At 61.1% G+C, this 15,192-nt stretch carries 15 protein-coding genes; 8 read left to right on the top strand and 7 right to left on the bottom strand.

Features of this window, described 5'->3' with window-relative positions:
• Positions 1-5 precede the first annotated feature (5 nt).
• The 5 genes from JOE39_RS24860 (at position 6) to JOE39_RS24840 (ending at position 4,329) form a co-directional block, all read left to right on the top strand.
• Positions 6-674, top strand: coding sequence for an alginate O-acetyltransferase AlgF (locus JOE39_RS24860; protein WP_003316943.1), 669 nt, complete (start codon positions 6-8; stop codon positions 672-674).
• Between the two features lie 118 nt (positions 675-792).
• A complete protein-coding gene (locus JOE39_RS24855) occupies positions 793-2,244 on the top strand; it encodes a mannose-1-phosphate guanylyltransferase/mannose-6-phosphate isomerase (protein WP_003415201.1) in 1,452 nt (483 codons plus the stop codon).
• Between the two features lie 298 nt (positions 2,245-2,542).
• Complete coding sequence (locus JOE39_RS24850; RefSeq protein WP_004402824.1) at positions 2,543-2,902, top strand: hypothetical protein; 360 nt, start codon at positions 2,543-2,545, stop codon at positions 2,900-2,902.
• A 128-nt stretch (positions 2,903-3,030) separates the two neighbouring features.
• Complete coding sequence (locus tag JOE39_RS24845) at positions 3,031-3,495, top strand: hypothetical protein (protein ID WP_003415164.1); 465 nt, start codon at positions 3,031-3,033, stop codon at positions 3,493-3,495.
• Between the two features lie 15 nt (positions 3,496-3,510).
• Complete coding sequence (locus tag JOE39_RS24840) at positions 3,511-4,329, top strand: SDR family oxidoreductase (RefSeq protein WP_004402818.1); 819 nt, start codon at positions 3,511-3,513, stop codon at positions 4,327-4,329.
• A gap of 74 nt (positions 4,330-4,403) precedes the next feature.
• Here the strand turns inward: JOE39_RS24840 and JOE39_RS24835 are convergent, their stop codons facing one another.
• The 4 genes from JOE39_RS24835 to JOE39_RS24820 are packed head-to-tail and all read right to left on the bottom strand — an operon-like array spanning position 4,404 to position 9,162.
• The gene (locus tag JOE39_RS24835; RefSeq protein WP_004402815.1) at positions 4,404-5,264 is read right to left on the bottom strand and encodes an HlyD family secretion protein; all 861 of its coding nucleotides are present in this window, start codon (positions 5,262-5,264) and stop codon (positions 4,404-4,406) included.
• A 25-nt stretch (positions 5,265-5,289) separates the two neighbouring features.
• The gene (locus tag JOE39_RS24830; RefSeq protein WP_003316949.1) at positions 5,290-5,493 is read right to left on the bottom strand and encodes a DUF1656 domain-containing protein; all 204 of its coding nucleotides are present in this window, start codon (positions 5,491-5,493) and stop codon (positions 5,290-5,292) included.
• Positions 5,480-7,669 (bottom strand): FUSC family protein, encoded by a 2,190-nt coding sequence (locus tag JOE39_RS24825; RefSeq protein ID WP_004402813.1) that lies wholly within the window; start codon positions 7,667-7,669, stop codon positions 5,480-5,482. Before JOE39_RS24825 ends, JOE39_RS24830 begins: the two co-directional genes overlap by 14 nt.
• Entirely contained in the window at positions 7,666-9,162 is a 1,497-nt protein-coding gene (locus tag JOE39_RS24820; RefSeq protein ID WP_004402812.1) for an efflux transporter outer membrane subunit, read from the bottom strand. Before JOE39_RS24820 ends, JOE39_RS24825 begins: the two co-directional genes overlap by 4 nt.
• Positions 9,163-9,345: 183 nt before the next feature.
• Between JOE39_RS24820 and JOE39_RS24815 the strand changes: the two genes are divergently transcribed.
• Positions 9,346-10,293, top strand: coding sequence for a LysR family transcriptional regulator (locus JOE39_RS24815; protein ID WP_002552240.1), 948 nt, complete (start codon positions 9,346-9,348; stop codon positions 10,291-10,293).
• An 87-nt stretch (positions 10,294-10,380) separates the two neighbouring features.
• Complete coding sequence (locus JOE39_RS24810; RefSeq protein WP_003316953.1) at positions 10,381-11,355, top strand: D-glycerate dehydrogenase; 975 nt, start codon at positions 10,381-10,383, stop codon at positions 11,353-11,355.
• Between the two features lie 59 nt (positions 11,356-11,414).
• Here JOE39_RS24810 and JOE39_RS24805 read toward each other — a convergent pair whose 3' ends face one another.
• Positions 11,415-12,317 carry a DMT family transporter gene (locus JOE39_RS24805; RefSeq protein ID WP_004402805.1) on the bottom strand — a complete coding sequence of 301 codons (903 nt, stop codon included), beginning with the start codon at positions 12,315-12,317 and terminating at the stop codon, positions 11,415-11,417.
• A 136-nt stretch (positions 12,318-12,453) separates the two neighbouring features.
• Here JOE39_RS24805 and JOE39_RS24800 point away from each other — a divergent pair, with 136 nt between their 5' ends.
• On the top strand, positions 12,454-13,329 hold the full coding sequence (locus JOE39_RS24800) for an AraC family transcriptional regulator (protein ID WP_004402803.1): 876 nt from the start codon (positions 12,454-12,456) through the stop codon (positions 13,327-13,329).
• Here the strand turns inward: JOE39_RS24800 and JOE39_RS24795 are convergent.
• Entirely contained in the window at positions 13,318-13,650 is a 333-nt protein-coding gene (locus tag JOE39_RS24795) for a DUF3325 domain-containing protein (protein WP_004402800.1), read from the bottom strand. The two genes, JOE39_RS24800 and JOE39_RS24795, sit on opposite strands and share 12 nt — an antisense overlap.
• The gene (locus tag JOE39_RS24790; RefSeq protein ID WP_210078662.1) at positions 13,650-15,191 is read right to left on the bottom strand and encodes a PepSY-associated TM helix domain-containing protein; all 1,542 of its coding nucleotides are present in this window, start codon (positions 15,189-15,191) and stop codon (positions 13,650-13,652) included. The genes JOE39_RS24795 and JOE39_RS24790 overlap by 1 nt, the downstream gene beginning before the upstream one ends.
• Position 15,192 lies beyond the last annotated feature (1 nt).

Here is a 15,192-nt window from a genome sequence, read left to right as displayed (position 1 = left end):
GACTCATGACTTTTAACACTACTGCCAACCGTTCGGCCGCAAAACGCCTGTTCAAAACCTGCGCAATGGCCGCAGGTCTGGGCCTGATGTCCCTGCAAGCTTTCGCCGGTGACTCCGCCCTGTACGGCCCGACCGCACCGAAAGGCTCGACCTTCGTGCGTGTCTACAACGCCAGCAACGCCGAAATCAGCGCCACCGTTGGCAACACCAACCTTAACGAAGTGGCGCCACTGGGCAGCACTGCGTTCAGCTTCATGCCGCAGGGCGACTACACCGCCAAGTTGGGCAGCCAGAGCCTGCCGGTGAAACTGGCGGGTGATCACTACTACACCATCGTCAACAACGCCAGCGGCAAGCCACAGCTGGTCGAAGAGCCACCGTTCAAGAACAAGCAGAAATCCCTGGTTCGTGTGCAAAACCTGAGCGACAAGTCCCTGACCCTGAAAACCGCTGATGGCAAGACCGACGTGGTCAAGGCTGTAGCGGCAAAAGGCACCGGCGAGCGTGAAATCAACCCGGTCAAGGTCAGCCTGGCGCTGTACGACGGCGACAAGAAAGTCACCGATGTGAAACCTGTGGCACTGGAGCGTGGCGAAGCCGCTGTGCTCTACATCACCGGCAGCGGCAGCAGCCTCTCGCCAGTGTGGGTCAAGCCACCGGTCGCTACCCGCTAAACGGATTATGCCGGTCGGTTCAGGGCGTCAGCACTGAACCGGCCAGCGCGGAACAAGAACAAGACAGAAACGACAGACACCTCGTACGGCCCTAATTGAATGCTTTTGGAGAAACAAAATGATTCCAGTTATCTTGTCAGGCGGTAGTGGTTCACGACTCTGGCCGCTTTCGCGTAAACAATTCCCTAAACAGTTCCTGGCGTTGACCGGCGAGCACACCCTGTTCCAGCAAACCCTGGAGCGTCTGGTGTTCGAAGGCATGCAGGAGCCTATCGTGGTCTGCAACAAGGACCACCGTTTCATCGTCAATGAGCAACTCGCGGCACTGAACCTGGAAACCCAGGCGATCCTCATGGAACCGTTCGGCCGCAACACGGCACCCGCCGTTGCACTGACCGCCATGAAGCTGGTCAACGAAGGCAATGACGGCCTGATGCTGGTGCTGCCAGCCGACCACGTCATCGAAGACCAGAAAGCCCTGCAACGCGCACTGGCTCTGGCAACCGTCGCCGCAGAACGCGGCGAAATGGTGCTGTTCGGTGTACCGGCCAACAAGCCGGAAACCGGCTACGGCTACATCAAGTCCACCGCCGATGCCCTGCTGCCGGAAGGCGTCAGCCGCGTGTCGCAGTTCGTCGAAAAGCCTGACGAAAAACGCGCCAAGGAATTCGTCGAAGCCGGTGGTTACTACTGGAACAGCGGTATGTTCCTGTTCCGCGCCAGCCGCTTCCTGGAAGAACTGAAAAAGCACGATCCGGACATCTACGACACCTGCCTGCTGACCCTCGAGCGCAGCGTGCAGGACGGCGACGCCCTTGAAATCGACTCCTCGACCTTCGCCTGCTGCCCGGACAATTCCATCGACTACGCGGTAATGGAAAAAACCCAGCGTGCCTGCGTTGTACCGCTGTCGGCCGGCTGGAGCGATGTCGGCTGCTGGTCGTCGCTGTGGGAAGTCAACGCCAAGGACGCCAACGGCAACGTCACCAAGGGCGACGTCGTTATCCAGGACAGCCGCAACTGCATGATCCACGGCAACGGCAAACTGGTGTCGGTGATCGGTCTGGACAACATCGTGGTCGTTGAAACCAAGGACGCGATGATGATTGCCCACAAGGACAAGGTCCAGGGCGTCAAGCAGATGGTCGCCACCCTGAACGAACAGGGCCGCACCGAGACCCAGAACCACCTCGAAGTGTACCGTCCGTGGGGCTCCTACGATTCGGTGGACATGGGCGGTCGTTTCCAGGTCAAGCGTATATCCGTCAAGCCGGGTGCCTGCCTGTCGCTGCAGATGCACCACCACCGCGCCGAACACTGGATCGTGGTATCCGGTACTGCGCAGGTCACCTGTGACGAGAATGTGTTCCTGCTCACTGAAAACCAGTCCACCTACATCCCGATCGCCTCGGTCCATCGCCTGCGCAATCCAGGCAAGATCCCGTTGGAAATCATCGAAGTGCAATCGGGCAGCTACCTGGGCGAAGACGACATCGAGCGTTTCGAAGACATCTACGGTCGTTCGAACGCGCTTGAAGCGGGTGTGAAAACACAGACTATCGCTCGCTAACAGACGCTTTTGGCTGCAAGTGAAACAGCCCCCGGTAATTCTTTGCGCAGTGTCATGCGCACATTATTGCCGGGGGCTTTTTTATGGCTCCGCTCTATCCATTCATGCTTATCCATTCATGGAAGGCATGCTGCTCTCTGCGTTGCAATCCTCAAGTAACCGCCTTCTGAAAATGCACCGCCAAGGGTCACTGTCATATCTGTCAGTAGATACCTTTGCCCGGCATCTTTAGGATGTTTGAACGTAATCGGCTTTCTCTTTACGCCCAATCTACGCCTTCAAACAGGAGTTATCAGATATGGCTACGCCATCTGCACCAACCCTCCCGATCCCGGTTGTAAAAGGAGCGTCAGCAAAAAACGAAATCTCGTTGAGTAAAGGCATCGTTCTGGAGTTGCCCGCATTCAAAGACCCACGCTGCACGTTCGTCATACTCAACCTGGTCAACGCAGACAATAGCAACCGTCCGCTGTTAACAGGCTCATCGCCCATAACCTCAGGTGATCCGACCATCATAACGCTTGAGAATACAGGCACGGACCCATCCATGATCTTTCAACCGACACAAAAAGCCAGGATTACCGGCTCGGTGCAGGTGACGGGCATGGACACGTGGCCCGATACCCCGGAATCTGCCATTTACAGCCTGGTTCAGTAATATCAGTCTGGCGTCACAAAAGACTTCAGTGACCATCGAAGTTTATTTGACCTGTCTCAGGCCAGTCATTGGTCAATCCCTCTTCGGTTTCTGTAGGATGTCCAGCATTGCCCTCGCTGGAGACCCGCATGTTGATCGGCATCCTGTTAATCCTCACCTGGCTGATCCTTCTGCTCCGTTATCCGGCGAAGGCCTTGCCTGTCTCGCTGGCTGCGGCGGTCGCGCTCGGGGCGGTGGCGGCCATCGTCATCTGGCAGGACAGTCGGGAAACGCGCCAGCTTGAGCATCTGGATATCCGCCTGAGTTACAACCCGCAAGGCTGCCCGGCAGATCGTCCGTTGCAGGTCAGCATCACCAACACCAATCAGGTGACCCTGCAGGAACTGCGTTGGCGAATCGCGGCGTATGCGCCCGGTGATTCAGTGAATCTGACCGACAACACCTATGCGTCCGCACGCTATCGCGGCCCCGGTGAACTTCAGGCCAAAGGCACGTGGCAGGATTGCGTGCCGGTGCCGGCACTGCGCAACGGTTACCGCCCGCAAACCCTGGAATTTCGCGCAGAACATCTACAAGGCAGTTTCTCGGACTGACCACAAGGATTCCACATGCCCATCGCTTTGATTACAGGCTGTTCCAGCGGAATCGGCCGTGCTCTGGCCGACGCGTTCAAGGCCACTGGCTACGAGGTCTGGGCCACTGCGCGCAAGGCCGACGATGTCGCGGCACTCAGTGCAGCGGGTTTCATCGCCGTACAACTGGACGTCAACGACAGCCTGGCGCTGGAGCAACTGGCCGCCGGTCTGGAGCACAGCGGCCTGGATGTGTTGATCAACAACGCTGGCTATGGCGCGATGGGTCCCCTGCTCGACGGCGGTGTGCAGGCCTTGCAGCGCCAGTTCGAAACCAATGTGTTTTCCGTCATCGGGGTGACCCGGGCGCTGTTTCCGGCACTGCGCCGCAACAAGGGGCTGGTGGTGAACATCGGCAGCGTATCCGGTGTGCTGGTCACGCCGTTTGCGGGGGCTTACTGTGCGTCGAAGGCGGCGGTGCATGCGCTCAGTGATGCGCTGCGTCTGGAGCTGGCGCCGTTCGGCGTCCAGGTGATGGAGGTTCAGCCCGGCGCGATTGCGTCGAGCTTCGCGAAGAATGCCAGCCACGAAGCCGAGCAACTGATCAGCGAACAATCGCCCTGGTGGCCGATTCGCGAAGGCATTCGTGCACGCGCCAGGGCCTCTCTGGACAGCCCTACCCCCGTCACCGAATTCGCTCGCGACTTGCTCAAGGCCGTGCAACACACTCGTCCGCCACGCCTGCTGCGCCTGGGCAACGGCTCACGCCTACTGCCGCTGATGGCGTGGTTGCTGCCCAAAAGGCTACTGGATATGGCCCTGAGAAAACGCTTTGGGCTGAACGCTGATCTGTAGCCGAGCCTTGTCACTATCGTGCCAATGCTCCGCGTTGGCATGCCGTTCTGGACGCTCTGCGTCGTCCGCGTTGATCAGCCGTCTACCGGCCTGACAATCACCGTGCAGGTCATCCCCGCCGCCAGCAATACATCCTGCGGTACCTGATCCAGATGAATACGCACCGGCACGCGCTGGGCCAGACGCACCCAGTTGAAGGTCGGGTTCACGTCGGCGATCAATTCGCGGCTTTGCGGGTTGTCCCGGTCGTAGATGCCGCGTGCGATGCTTTCGACATGCCCCTTGAGCACCTCGCCGCTCATCAGTTGCAGGTCCGCAGGATCACCCACTTTCAGGTGCGGCAACTTGGTTTCCTCGAAGAAGCCGTAGACCCAGAACGAGTTCATGTCGACCACGGCCATCTTTGCCTCACCGACGCGCGCATAGTCGCCGCGATGAACATTGAGGTTGGTGACGTAACCGTCCACCGCCGCCAGTACCCGCGTGCGTGACAGGTTGAGCTCGGCCGCCTCCAGTTGCGCCTGGGCCAACTGGTAATCGGCCAGGGCCGAGGTGGCTACGTTACTCGCGTCGTCACGATTTTCCGCCGAGATAACCAGTTCATCCATGTCGGCACGCCGCCTGGCATTCAGTTTGCGCATCTCCCAGGTCGCCTTGCGTGAAGCCAGCAATGCCTGCGCCTGCTTCACGGCGATCCGGTAATGCTCCGGGTCGATCTGCATCAGCAGATCGCCGCGCTTTACCCACTGGTTGTCACGCACCGGTACCTCGACCACGGTGCCGGACACATCGGCCGCCACGTTGATGATATCGGCACGTACCCGGCCATCGCGGGTCCATGGGCTATCCATGTAGTCGACCCACAGCGTGCGACCGATCCAGAGCGCGATTGCCAGCACCAGCAACGTGGCAAACAGACTGAAGAACTTTTTCATCCAGAGATTTTTCCCGACTCAGGCGTCAACGATAAAGGGGCAGCGCCAACGCGCCGAAGATGCAGATAAACAGGCTCAGACGCAGCAAGGCCGGGTGCCAGAAATATCGATACAGGTCAAAACCGGCCAGCAGTCGATCCAGCGCCCATGCCAGAACCACGGCCAGCAGAAAGATCAGCGTGAGGGTCGGCATGTACAGGCCGTGGAAGGCTATTTCACGCGGCGGCATGGACGACTCCTGAAACGGTTCGCGCAACGCCGTAAGCGGCCAGCGGCGATTGCGGGTCCAGCAGCGACGAGCGGATAAAGTGCAGGTAGCTTTTTACCCGGCGCAGCACCGACGTATCGAAATGCGAGGCGAAGGGTTCATCGGCCTCCTGCACCCGCTTGATGGCCTGATCGACTGCAGACAGGCAGCGCTGCAGATTGACCGCATCAGGCTGGATGAACAGCCGCACCAAGGCGCGCCCCATGACTCGCAGCGCGATGCGCCAGGGCTGGTACTCGGCGTAGGCAGGGTGAATCGGCAGAAGCGCCTGTTCATGGCGCAGCTCGATAATGGCGTGGCCGATTTCCAGCACCACGAACATCCAGCGCAACAACTCGCGCTGAACCAGCGGTTTGCCGATCGCCAGGCCATATGCCTGATGCATCAGGTCGCGGGGCTGGCTTTCGAAGCTTGAGCCCAGACGCTTGAGTGGTGCGCTGATCGCAAACACCACCTGATTGCGCAAGGCCTGCTCCAGGCGTTGCCACATCCAGCGGCTGTTGGGCGGCAGGATGATTGCCCCGGCAGCGGCGCAGATCAGCATGCCCACGACCATCGCGATGTAATCGTTGATGAAGGTGTAAGGGCTGTAAACCGTGAGGTTGTCCGGCACCGAGCCCAGGCTGAAAAAGATCAGCAGCCCCAGGCCGTACCCCGTCCACTGCGGACGTGAGCCCAGATACGCGCCGAGCACAAACACCGGGGCCAACAGCAGGCACAGCAACGGAAAACCGTCGATGTGCGGGAACAGGAAAAACGTTTCGATAAAACCTGACAGCGCACCGAGCAATGTACCGCCGGCCATCTGTAGCGACATGCGCCTGGGATTATGGGTAGTCGACGACAGCGCAACGGTGGCCGCCGAGGCCAGGACCATGCTCGCGCCGCTGGGCCACGCCGTCAGCACCCAATACACACTCATCAGGCCGACCACACAGGTCGCCCGGGCACCGGCTGCCAGCGCGGTCATCCAGTGGGTACGCGGTACGAACGAGCCCTTCCACTGTTCACGCTCATGGCTGTGGTCGGCCAGCGATGCATGGGTTCGTGCGTAGTCGAGCAACTCGCTGAGCAGGCGGTACAGCAGCTCGAACGAGGTGTGAAAGTCCAATCGTTCGGCGTCGCTGGGCAGGGTGCGCTCCAGCTCGGTGCGCAGGCTTCTGACCCGCGCGGGAAAGTACGCCCTGCACGACTCCAGGCGCGTGGCCAGCAGCGCCGCGTCATCGTTGGTCAAGGCGCGGTCGGCGAACCCGTCGAGCAGCTCTGCAAGGTGTTCAAGGCCGGGATCGATATGCTTCAACACCTGATCGGCCTGTTCGAGGCGCAGACGCTCGAGCAATTGGTGCAGGGCATTGAAGCGCGTGGTGACCGCCATGAATTCGCTGTTCAAACGGTTGAGTCGACCGTTGCGGCGACGCATGTGCGGGTCTTCGAACACCGTGACGCTGCGCAGCCCTTCAAGGCCGATGGCCTCGGCCACAAAGCGTACATTGCCGGTTTCAAATTCAGCGCGTGAAATATCGCCGCGCAGGCCGTTGACCACGAAGCGCGCGAACCCGCCGAAGCGCAGATACAGCGCGTTGCGCATCGCAGCGCTGGAACTCTGCGGCAGCACCGCTGCGCTGATGGCCGTGGAACACAGGATGCCCAGGCTAATTTCCACTACCCGCCACACCGCCGACATGAACGAACCTTCCGGATGCGCCAGCGCAGGCAGCCCGACCATGGCTGCCGTATACCCGGCCAGCACAAAGCCATACGCGCGAAAGTTGCGATAGCGCGCCGCGCCGGCCGAACACAGGCCGACCCAGAGCGCGAGACTGCCGAGAAACGGCAGCGGACTCTGCGCAAACAGGGCCATCAACAGCACCATCATCGCCGACCCGGCTAGCGTCCCCAGCAGGCGATAAAAACTCTTGGCGAACACCTGCCCGCTCTGTGGCTGCATGACGATGAACACGGTGATCATCGCCGTGTGCGGCTGCGGCAGTTCCAGGCGCAGCGCCAGCCAGTAGGTGAGAAATGCGGCGAGCAGCACCTTGAAGATGTAAACCCAGGTCACCCCGTCACTGCGCGCCCAGCTGTGCAATTCGCGACGCCACGGCAGGTCGGTGATGCGCTGTAGCGAGGCGATCATTGCCCGCCCTCAGACTCGGCGACGGTGTGTGCGAAATGACCATTGCCATTGTTATTCCCGTCAGCGTAACCGCCCAGCGCCACCACCAGTCCGGCGTAGGCTTCCAGCCGCGCGGCCTCGACCTGTTGCTGAACCTGCTGCTGGCGAAACAACTGCGTGCGCGCATTGAGCACGTTCAGGTAATCGGTCAGGCCGCGCTGCCAGGCGATCAGGGCAATGTCATAGGTCTTTTGCGCCGACGCCACCGACTCGGCGGCGAGTGCCTGCTGCTTGTCCATCGAGGCGCGCCGAATCAACTGGTCGGAGACATTTTTCAACGCCATGATCAGCGTCTGGTTGTAATGCGCCACGGCCTGATCATAAGCAGCAGACGCCCGCCCCAGCTCCGCACGCAAGCGTCCAGCGTCGAAAATCGGCAGGCTGATGGCCGGCCCGACCTTGTAACCCAGCTTGCTGCCGGTCAGGAACTCGAGCATGCCACCGCCCGTGGCCATGTAGCTCAGGCTGCCGACCAGATCGACATTGGGATAAAAGCCCGCATGTGCAACGTCGATACCACGTGCCTGCGCCGCCACCTGCCAGCGCGCAGCCACCACGTCAGGTCGCTGACCGAGCAGTTCGGCGGGCAATGCCGAGGGCAATGTCAGCGCGGTGTGCAACGACAGCGCAGGCCGCTGCAACGCCGCGCCCTGCCCCGGTCCCTTGCCTGCCAGCGCGGCCAGTTGGTTGCGACTCAACGCGATGGCCTCTTGCAGCGCGTCGATCTGCCGATGCGCCTCAGGCAGCGGCGTTTCGGCCTGACTGACGTCGAAGTGCGTGCCGATCCCGCCCTTGAGGCGACGCTGCGCCAGGTCGAGTATCTGTTGCTGCTGGGCCAGGGCCGCCTCGGCGATATCCAGTCGGGCGTAGTCGAGGGACAGTCGGATGTAGGCGCGGACCACGTTTTCCTGCAATTCGAGCTGCGCCTGGCGCTGCTCGGCAGCACTCACGTGCGCCAGATCAACGGCCTGCTCGCTGGCGTTGCGTTCACGTCCCCACAGGTCCAGTGCGTAGCTCAGGCCCAGCGACGCATTGTTGTCCCAGGTGCGAGTATCGGCCAGCGCTCCGGGGCCATAAAACTGATCCTCTGGCCAGTCGTGACGCATCAGGCTGGCGTTGCCTTGCACTTGCACAGACTCGGCGGACTCGGCCACCTGTGCCATCGCCTTTGCCTGGCGCACACGAGCAGCGGCAAGTGCCAGACTCGGGCTGCCCAGCGTCGCCATGTCGACCCAGCGGTCCAGTTGCGCGTCGCCGTAGGCACGCCACCATTGCGCTGCGGGCCAATGGGCGTCGAGGGAAGCGCTCTGAATCGCCTGATCGGTGGCCAGGCTGTCAGCGTGCAGAACACTGCCCTGCGGTGTGATTCCATGTGTTCCGATACAGCCGCTGAGGACCAGCGTAAAAGCCAGAAGACCTACGGGCCAGAGCCCTCTGATGATGCGACGCGGCACAGCTGCAAGTTCCCGAACGAAGGTGAAACACCTTGAATGGCGGCGATTCTAGGCGGCACTCGACGCGGCGATAAGCGGGGAGATTTGTGAATCTTTGTTACTGAAACGGCGATAATCCTTTGGTCTGGATACATGCATCCGTTACTTCATGTCACAATTTGCCATCTACTCAGAGAAGTACCCATGGACACCCTGCAAAACATGCGTGCCTTCAGCTGCGTGGCGCAAGCGGGCAGCTTCACTGCCGCCGCCGCCGTGCTGGATACCACCACCGCCAACGTCTCGCGTGCGGTCTCCAACCTTGAAGCACATTTACAAACGCGCCTGCTCAATCGCACCACCCGACGCATTGCCCTCACCGAAGCAGGCAAGCGTTATCTGTTGCGCTGCGAACAGATTCTCGCCTCGGTAGAAGAAGCCGAGGCCGAAGCCAGCGACGCTCATGCCCGCCCGGCCGGGCAGCTCAAGGTGCATTCGATGCCCGGCGTCGGCCAGCATTATGTGATTGATGCGATTGCCCGTTACCGGCGCAACCACCCGGACGTCGCGTTCGACCTGACCATGACCCACCGCGTGCCGGACTTGCTGGAAGAAGGCTATGACGTGTCGATAGTGCTCGCCAGCGAACTGGCCGACTCGGGCTTTGTGTCCCAGCGCCTGGGCATTACTTACAGCATCGTGTGCGCGTCGCCCGAGTACGTGAAAACGTTCGGCATGGCCCACAAGCCTGCCGACCTGCTGAATCATGCATGTCTGCGTCTGGTGAGCCCGGTGTTCCCGCTGGACAAATGGCTGTTCGATGGTCCTGAAGGCCAGGAGATGGTCACCATCAACAGCTCGCCGCTGCTGGTCAACTCTGCGGATGCGATGAAGACCGCGATTTCCAGCGGCATGGGGATTGGCATCTTGCCGATCTACTCGGCGATCGAGGGGCTGCGCAACGGCACACTGGTGCGCGTGCTGTCCGATTACCGCTCGCAAGAGCTGAACCTGTACGCCATCTACCCGTCACGCCAGTATCTGGATGCGAAGATCAGAACCTGGGTTGAATACCTGCGCGGTTCCCTGCCGGAAATTCTCGCTGCCGATGAAGCGGATCTGCATGTGCAGGCCCTCAAGTCATCGTTCTGACATCGTACAACTGCAAAAAGCGGCTGCCAAAGAGCGGGGAGGAATGTTAGCGTGCTACTCATTCAACCGCTCAAGAGTGACTGCCCAATGAAAAAAACCGTACTCGCCTTCAGCCGTGTTTCTCCTGAAATGGCCGAGCGCCTGGCGCAAGACTTCAACGTGATCGTGCCCAACCCCAAGCAGGGTGATATCAACGCGCAGTTTGCAGAAGCCTTGCCTGAATCCCACGGGCTGATCGGCGCAGGCCGCAAGCTGGGTCGCGAACAGCTGCAGAACGCCACCAAACTGGAGGTGGTGTCCAGCATCTCGGTGGGCTACGACAACTACGACGTTGAGTACCTGAGCGAGCGCGGCATTCTGCTGACCAATACGCCGGATGTACTGACCGAAAGCACCGCTGATCTGGGCTTCTCGCTGATCATGAGCAGTGCGCGCCGAGTGGCTGAACTGGACGCCTATACCAAGGCCGGACAGTGGACGCGCAGCATCGAACCGCCGCACTTCGGCACCGATGTGCATGGCAAGACGCTGGGTATTGTTGGCATGGGCAACATCGGCGCAGCCATTGCCCGCCGTGGTCGTCTGGGTTTCAACATGCCGATTCTGTACAGCGGCAACAGCCGCAAGACCGAACTCGAACAGGAGCTGGGCGCACAATTTCGCAGCCTGGATCAGTTACTGGCCGAAGCGGATTTCGTCTGTCTGGTCGTACCGCTGAGCGAAAAGACCCAACACTTGATCGGCCGCCGCGAATTGAGCCTGATGAAGCCCGGCGCCATCCTGGTCAACATCGCCCGCGGCCCGATCGTCGATGAACCTGCGCTGATCGAAGCGCTGCAGAACGGCACGATTCGCGGCGCCGGTCTGGACGTCTACGAAAAAGAGCCGCTGAGCGAATCGCCGCTGTTCCAGTTGAAGAACGCGGTAACCCTGCCGCACATCGGCTCAGCCACCACCGAAACCCGCCAGGCCATGGCTGATCGCGCCTACGGCAACCTGCGCAGCGCGCTGCTCGGTCAACGACCGCAGGATCTGGTCAACCCACAGGTGTGGAAAGGCTGAGGCCCCGCCTCTCTCGCAGTGCAGGGCCGCTGTGCAGGATAGACACGATCAACACCGACTCAGGCCAGTTTGCCGCCGACCACGACGGCAACGGGCCTGATCTTCCTGAACACCAGCACGTTGCCGACCATCACCAGTACCAGCCCCAGCAAGGCAGCCAGGGTCCACTGATAGCCCTCCACCCAGGCGGAGATATTCAGCGCCACGACCGGAAACAGCACCGTGCAATAAGCGGCGCGCTCCGGGCCCATGCGCCCGACCAGGGTCAGATAGGCAGTGAACGCAATCACCGAGCCGGGGATAACCAGAAACAGCAGTGAGCCTACATAGCGCGTGTTCCATTCGAAGCTGAACGGCGTGCCGCTCAGCAGGCAATACATGCCGAGTATCGTCGCCCCGTAGAACATGCCCCAGGCATTGGTGGTCAGTGGACGCAGACCGGCTTTCTGCTGCAGGCTCGACAGCATGTTGCCCGCCGAGAAGCACAGCGTGCCCAGCAAGGCCAGTCCCAGGCCGATGAGGGTTTGCCGGCTCGCGCCATGCCCGGACATTTCAGGCCAGAACATACACGCCAGACCGATCAAACCCATGGCGCCACCGGCCAGCACATTGCTGGCGATTTTCTGGCGAAAGAACACCCGTGCGTTCAGCGCATTCCACAGCGTCGAGGTCGAGAACACCACCGCGATCAGGCCGCTGGGTATCCACTGGCTGGCCGTGTAGAAGCACATGAAGTTGACGCAGAACAGGCACACGCCCTGCGCCAGGCAAATCACCTGGCCGCGACGATTGACCGGCTGCAGACGCTTGCTCAGCAACAGGAATGCAAACAGCACCAATGCTGCCAGGGCAAAGCGATAGACGATTGAGACTGGAATCGCGACATCGCCGAGTTGGAGTTTCAGGGCGATCCAGGTGGTGCCCCAGATCAGCACGGTCAGCAGATAAAGCGAGAGGTTCATGGTGCAGGCTCCTTGATGAGCCATCAGTCTGCTGCGTGCCGGCCTGCCAGCGCTTGCACAATCTTGCGCATTTGCTTCAAGCGCTACTGGCAGCGACGTCGCCAGCGAGTAGGATACAAATCCTAGAGGAATCGTCATGCCCGCCATTGAATCCATCCAGGTCTTTCAGGCCCTGAACAGTTCACCCAATGCCAATCTGGAGCAGAGCGCGCCGCTGGGCGACGGACTAGTGGCGGCGTTGTGGAACAATCGGCATGACTCGCAGGAGTATCACGCACCGACCCATCATACGTTGTCGTGCTATATCGAGGACGGTACCGGGACCTTTCGCCGCGGCAGACCGGACCAGAAAGGCGCGCCGGGCAAGTTGTGCATCTTGCCTGCCGGCCATGAGTCCGCCTGGGTGGTGAACGGCGAGATCCGTCTGGCGCATCTGTATTTCAGCCCGGAACAGTTTGCGTTGGGCTGCGTGACCCTGCTGGATCGCGAGCCACGCGAGATGCAACTGCGGGAAAACACCTTTCTGGAAGACCCCGCACAAGCCGCACGCTTCCGGCAGCTGATTCGCCTGAACTGGGCAGAACCCGGCGAGCGCCTGCTGACCAGCAGCCTGGCGCACGAGATGGTCAGCCATGCGCTGCTCAATCAGGCAGGGCTGCGCGAAGGGCTGCGCCTGAAAGGCGGTCTGGCGCCGCACCTGCGCCGGCATCTGGTGGACTTCATCGAAATGCATCTCGCCGACCCGTTGAGCCTTGGTCAACTGGCCGGCCTGTGTGCGCTGTCGGAATATCACTTCGCACGCATGTTTCGCGAAAGCTTCGGTTTGCCGCCGCACCAGTATCTGTTGGCGCGGCGTATCGAGCAGGCGCGCCAGTTACTGCGCAGCACCGGCAAGCCGCTGGGCGAAATCGCGCTGGCTTGCGGGTTCGCCAGCGCCAGCCATTTCAGCAACCGTTTCCGTCAGGCCACGGGGGCGACACCGGGTGAATACAGAACGGCCTTAGGCCAATAGCTGACTCACCGCTGCCAACGGGCTGAGCAGCGCGCCACACCCCGCCAGCGCCAGCACCCAACGCGGCCGGAACGACAGCAAAGCAACCAGTAACACCGCGCTGCCCATGAGTGCAGCGAACCAGTGCACCGTCCCCATCATCCAGCCATGGTCATCAACCGCCGCCCACGACGACAGCAACAGCGCGCTCCAGCCGGCCAGCGTAAGCGCGCGACGCCTCTGTTCAGTCAACGGGCCCTTGAGCAGTTCGCCGTAATGCCGGGCCATGGACAGGCACAGGCACGTAAACCCCACATAGCAGAGCAAGGCCGCCAGCAGCATCAGGGCGCCTCCTGCGCAGCAACCGGCAACGAGACGCGGGCGGTTTTATCAATAGGTACAGCCTTGAACTTCAGCGCCGCCCAGCCCAGAAACAGCCCGGTGACCAGCGCCGTCAGGTCAAAGGCCGCCAGTACCCAGTTTCCTGACATTAACGAATCCAGCAGATAGCGACCGCAGATCAGCAGATCGAGCAACGGCAGCCCGGCGAACAGCAGCGCGCCCAGCCCCAGTTGCTCTCGCCATGCATTACGCCCCTTGCGCAGCGCAGCGTGCATGAATGACAAGGCCCAGAACGTGAAGAACACGCTGACCTCCCAATTGGTACGCCCGGCGAATCCGCCAGGCAGCAAGCGATTGGTCCAGAAGAAGCTGGCCACCGCGAGCATCAACCCGGACATGCTGGCAATGTTCAGCACTTCAACCACCCGCAACTCCAGTGGCAGCACACCGGTCTTTGCGTGTTTGAGCTGACGTTTGCCCAGCCACATCACCAACCCGGTGCCGATCATTGCAGTCCCGGCGACACCGAACATGAAGTACAGCCAGCGCAGCAACGGCGCGGCGAAATGGCCCACGTGCAGGCCATACATCCCGCTGGAAATCAGCAACGCCAGCGGCCGCTCAGGCACTTCGTTCGACAGCTCGCCGCTGACACCGCTGAACGTCAGCGCCCCGCCCCGGTCCGGCACGATGCTGCCCTTGTCATCACGCGTCAGCAGAACCGAGGCGCTGCTGTCGCCCGGATTGTTGACGATGACCCGACCGACCTGGCCGCTGTCCCATTTCGCGTTCGCAGCGTTGACCAACGGCGCAAGCGCTACCAGCGGCGTAGCGATGCCTTCGCGCTTGACCGTTTCCGGAAACGGATAGGCTTCGCTGTAGAAGGCCTGGACTGTGTCGTACTGGCTGAGGATGCTCGCGGGCATCACCATCGACATGAAGATCACCAGACTGCTGTAGGTGATCATCAGGTGGAACGGCAGCACCAGCACGCCCAGCGCGTTATGCCCGTCCAGCCAGGAACGCTGGCCCTTGCGCAGACGGAAGGTGAAGAACTCCTTGAAAACCTTCTTGTGAATGATGATGCCGGTAATCAGTGCGACCAGCATCACCATCGCGGCGCTGGTTGCCAGCCAGCGGCCCCAGGGATAAGGCATCTGCAGTTGATAGTGAAACCGGTAGAAGAAATCACCACCGCGTGTGTCACGCGCCTGCACCTCGCTGCCGGTCTGCGGATCGAGCAGCTTGCGCACGAAGTTATTGCGCTGGCCCTGCTTGCCCTCGGGCAGCCAGCCGACCACCAGGCCTGGCGTGCGCTGATCGGGCAGACTGATGAACCAGCGCGTGGCCCCGGCTGCATGGCTTTGCAGGTAATGCTGAGCCTGTTGCACGCTGGCGCCTGCATCGAGCGCGCGCACCGGAATCTCCGGCTGCATCCAGTGGGTAATCTCGTCCTTGAAATAGGAAAGCGTGCCGGTCAGAAAAATCGCGAACAGCAGCCAGCCAAACAGCAAGCCGACCCAGGTGTGCAGCCAGGCCATC

Source organism: Pseudomonas sp. PvP100 (genome assembly GCF_017833055.1).
Classification (GTDB): domain Bacteria; phylum Pseudomonadota; class Gammaproteobacteria; order Pseudomonadales; family Pseudomonadaceae; genus Aquipseudomonas; species Aquipseudomonas syringae.
The sequence above is the reverse complement of the archived record's forward strand: the minus strand, read 5'-3'. Positions and strand labels throughout refer to the sequence as shown.

Bases quoted from the DNA above. Each gene is read 5' to 3' on its own strand.
- JOE39_RS24835 (WP_004402815.1), bottom strand. From the start codon at position 5,264: ATGAAAAAGTTCTTCAGTCTGTTTGCCACGTTGCTGGTGCTGGCAATC.
- JOE39_RS24855 (WP_003415201.1), top strand. From the start codon at position 793: ATGATTCCAGTTATCTTGTCAGGCGGTAGTGGTTCACGACTCTGGCCG.
- JOE39_RS24845 (WP_003415164.1), top strand. From the start codon at position 3,031: ATGTTGATCGGCATCCTGTTAATCCTCACCTGGCTGATCCTTCTGCTC.
- JOE39_RS24810 (WP_003316953.1), top strand. From the start codon at position 10,381: ATGAAAAAAACCGTACTCGCCTTCAGCCGTGTTTCTCCTGAAATGGCC.
- JOE39_RS24790 (WP_210078662.1), bottom strand. From the start codon at position 15,191: ATGGCCTGGCTGCACACCTGGGTCGGCTTGCTGTTTGGCTGGCTGCTG.
- JOE39_RS24840 (WP_004402818.1), top strand. From the start codon at position 3,511: ATGCCCATCGCTTTGATTACAGGCTGTTCCAGCGGAATCGGCCGTGCT.
- JOE39_RS24805 (WP_004402805.1), bottom strand. From the start codon at position 12,317: ATGAACCTCTCGCTTTATCTGCTGACCGTGCTGATCTGGGGCACCACC.
- JOE39_RS24830 (WP_003316949.1), bottom strand. From the start codon at position 5,493: ATGCCGCCGCGTGAAATAGCCTTCCACGGCCTGTACATGCCGACCCTC.
- JOE39_RS24850 (WP_004402824.1), top strand. From the start codon at position 2,543: ATGGCTACGCCATCTGCACCAACCCTCCCGATCCCGGTTGTAAAAGGA.
- JOE39_RS24800 (WP_004402803.1), top strand. From the start codon at position 12,454: ATGCCCGCCATTGAATCCATCCAGGTCTTTCAGGCCCTGAACAGTTCA.
- JOE39_RS24825 (WP_004402813.1), bottom strand. From the start codon at position 7,669: ATGATCGCCTCGCTACAGCGCATCACCGACCTGCCGTGGCGTCGCGAA.
- JOE39_RS24815 (WP_002552240.1), top strand. From the start codon at position 9,346: ATGGACACCCTGCAAAACATGCGTGCCTTCAGCTGCGTGGCGCAAGCG.
- JOE39_RS24860 (WP_003316943.1), top strand. From the start codon at position 6: ATGACTTTTAACACTACTGCCAACCGTTCGGCCGCAAAACGCCTGTTC.
- JOE39_RS24795 (WP_004402800.1), bottom strand. From the start codon at position 13,650: ATGCTGCTGGCGGCCTTGCTCTGCTATGTGGGGTTTACGTGCCTGTGC.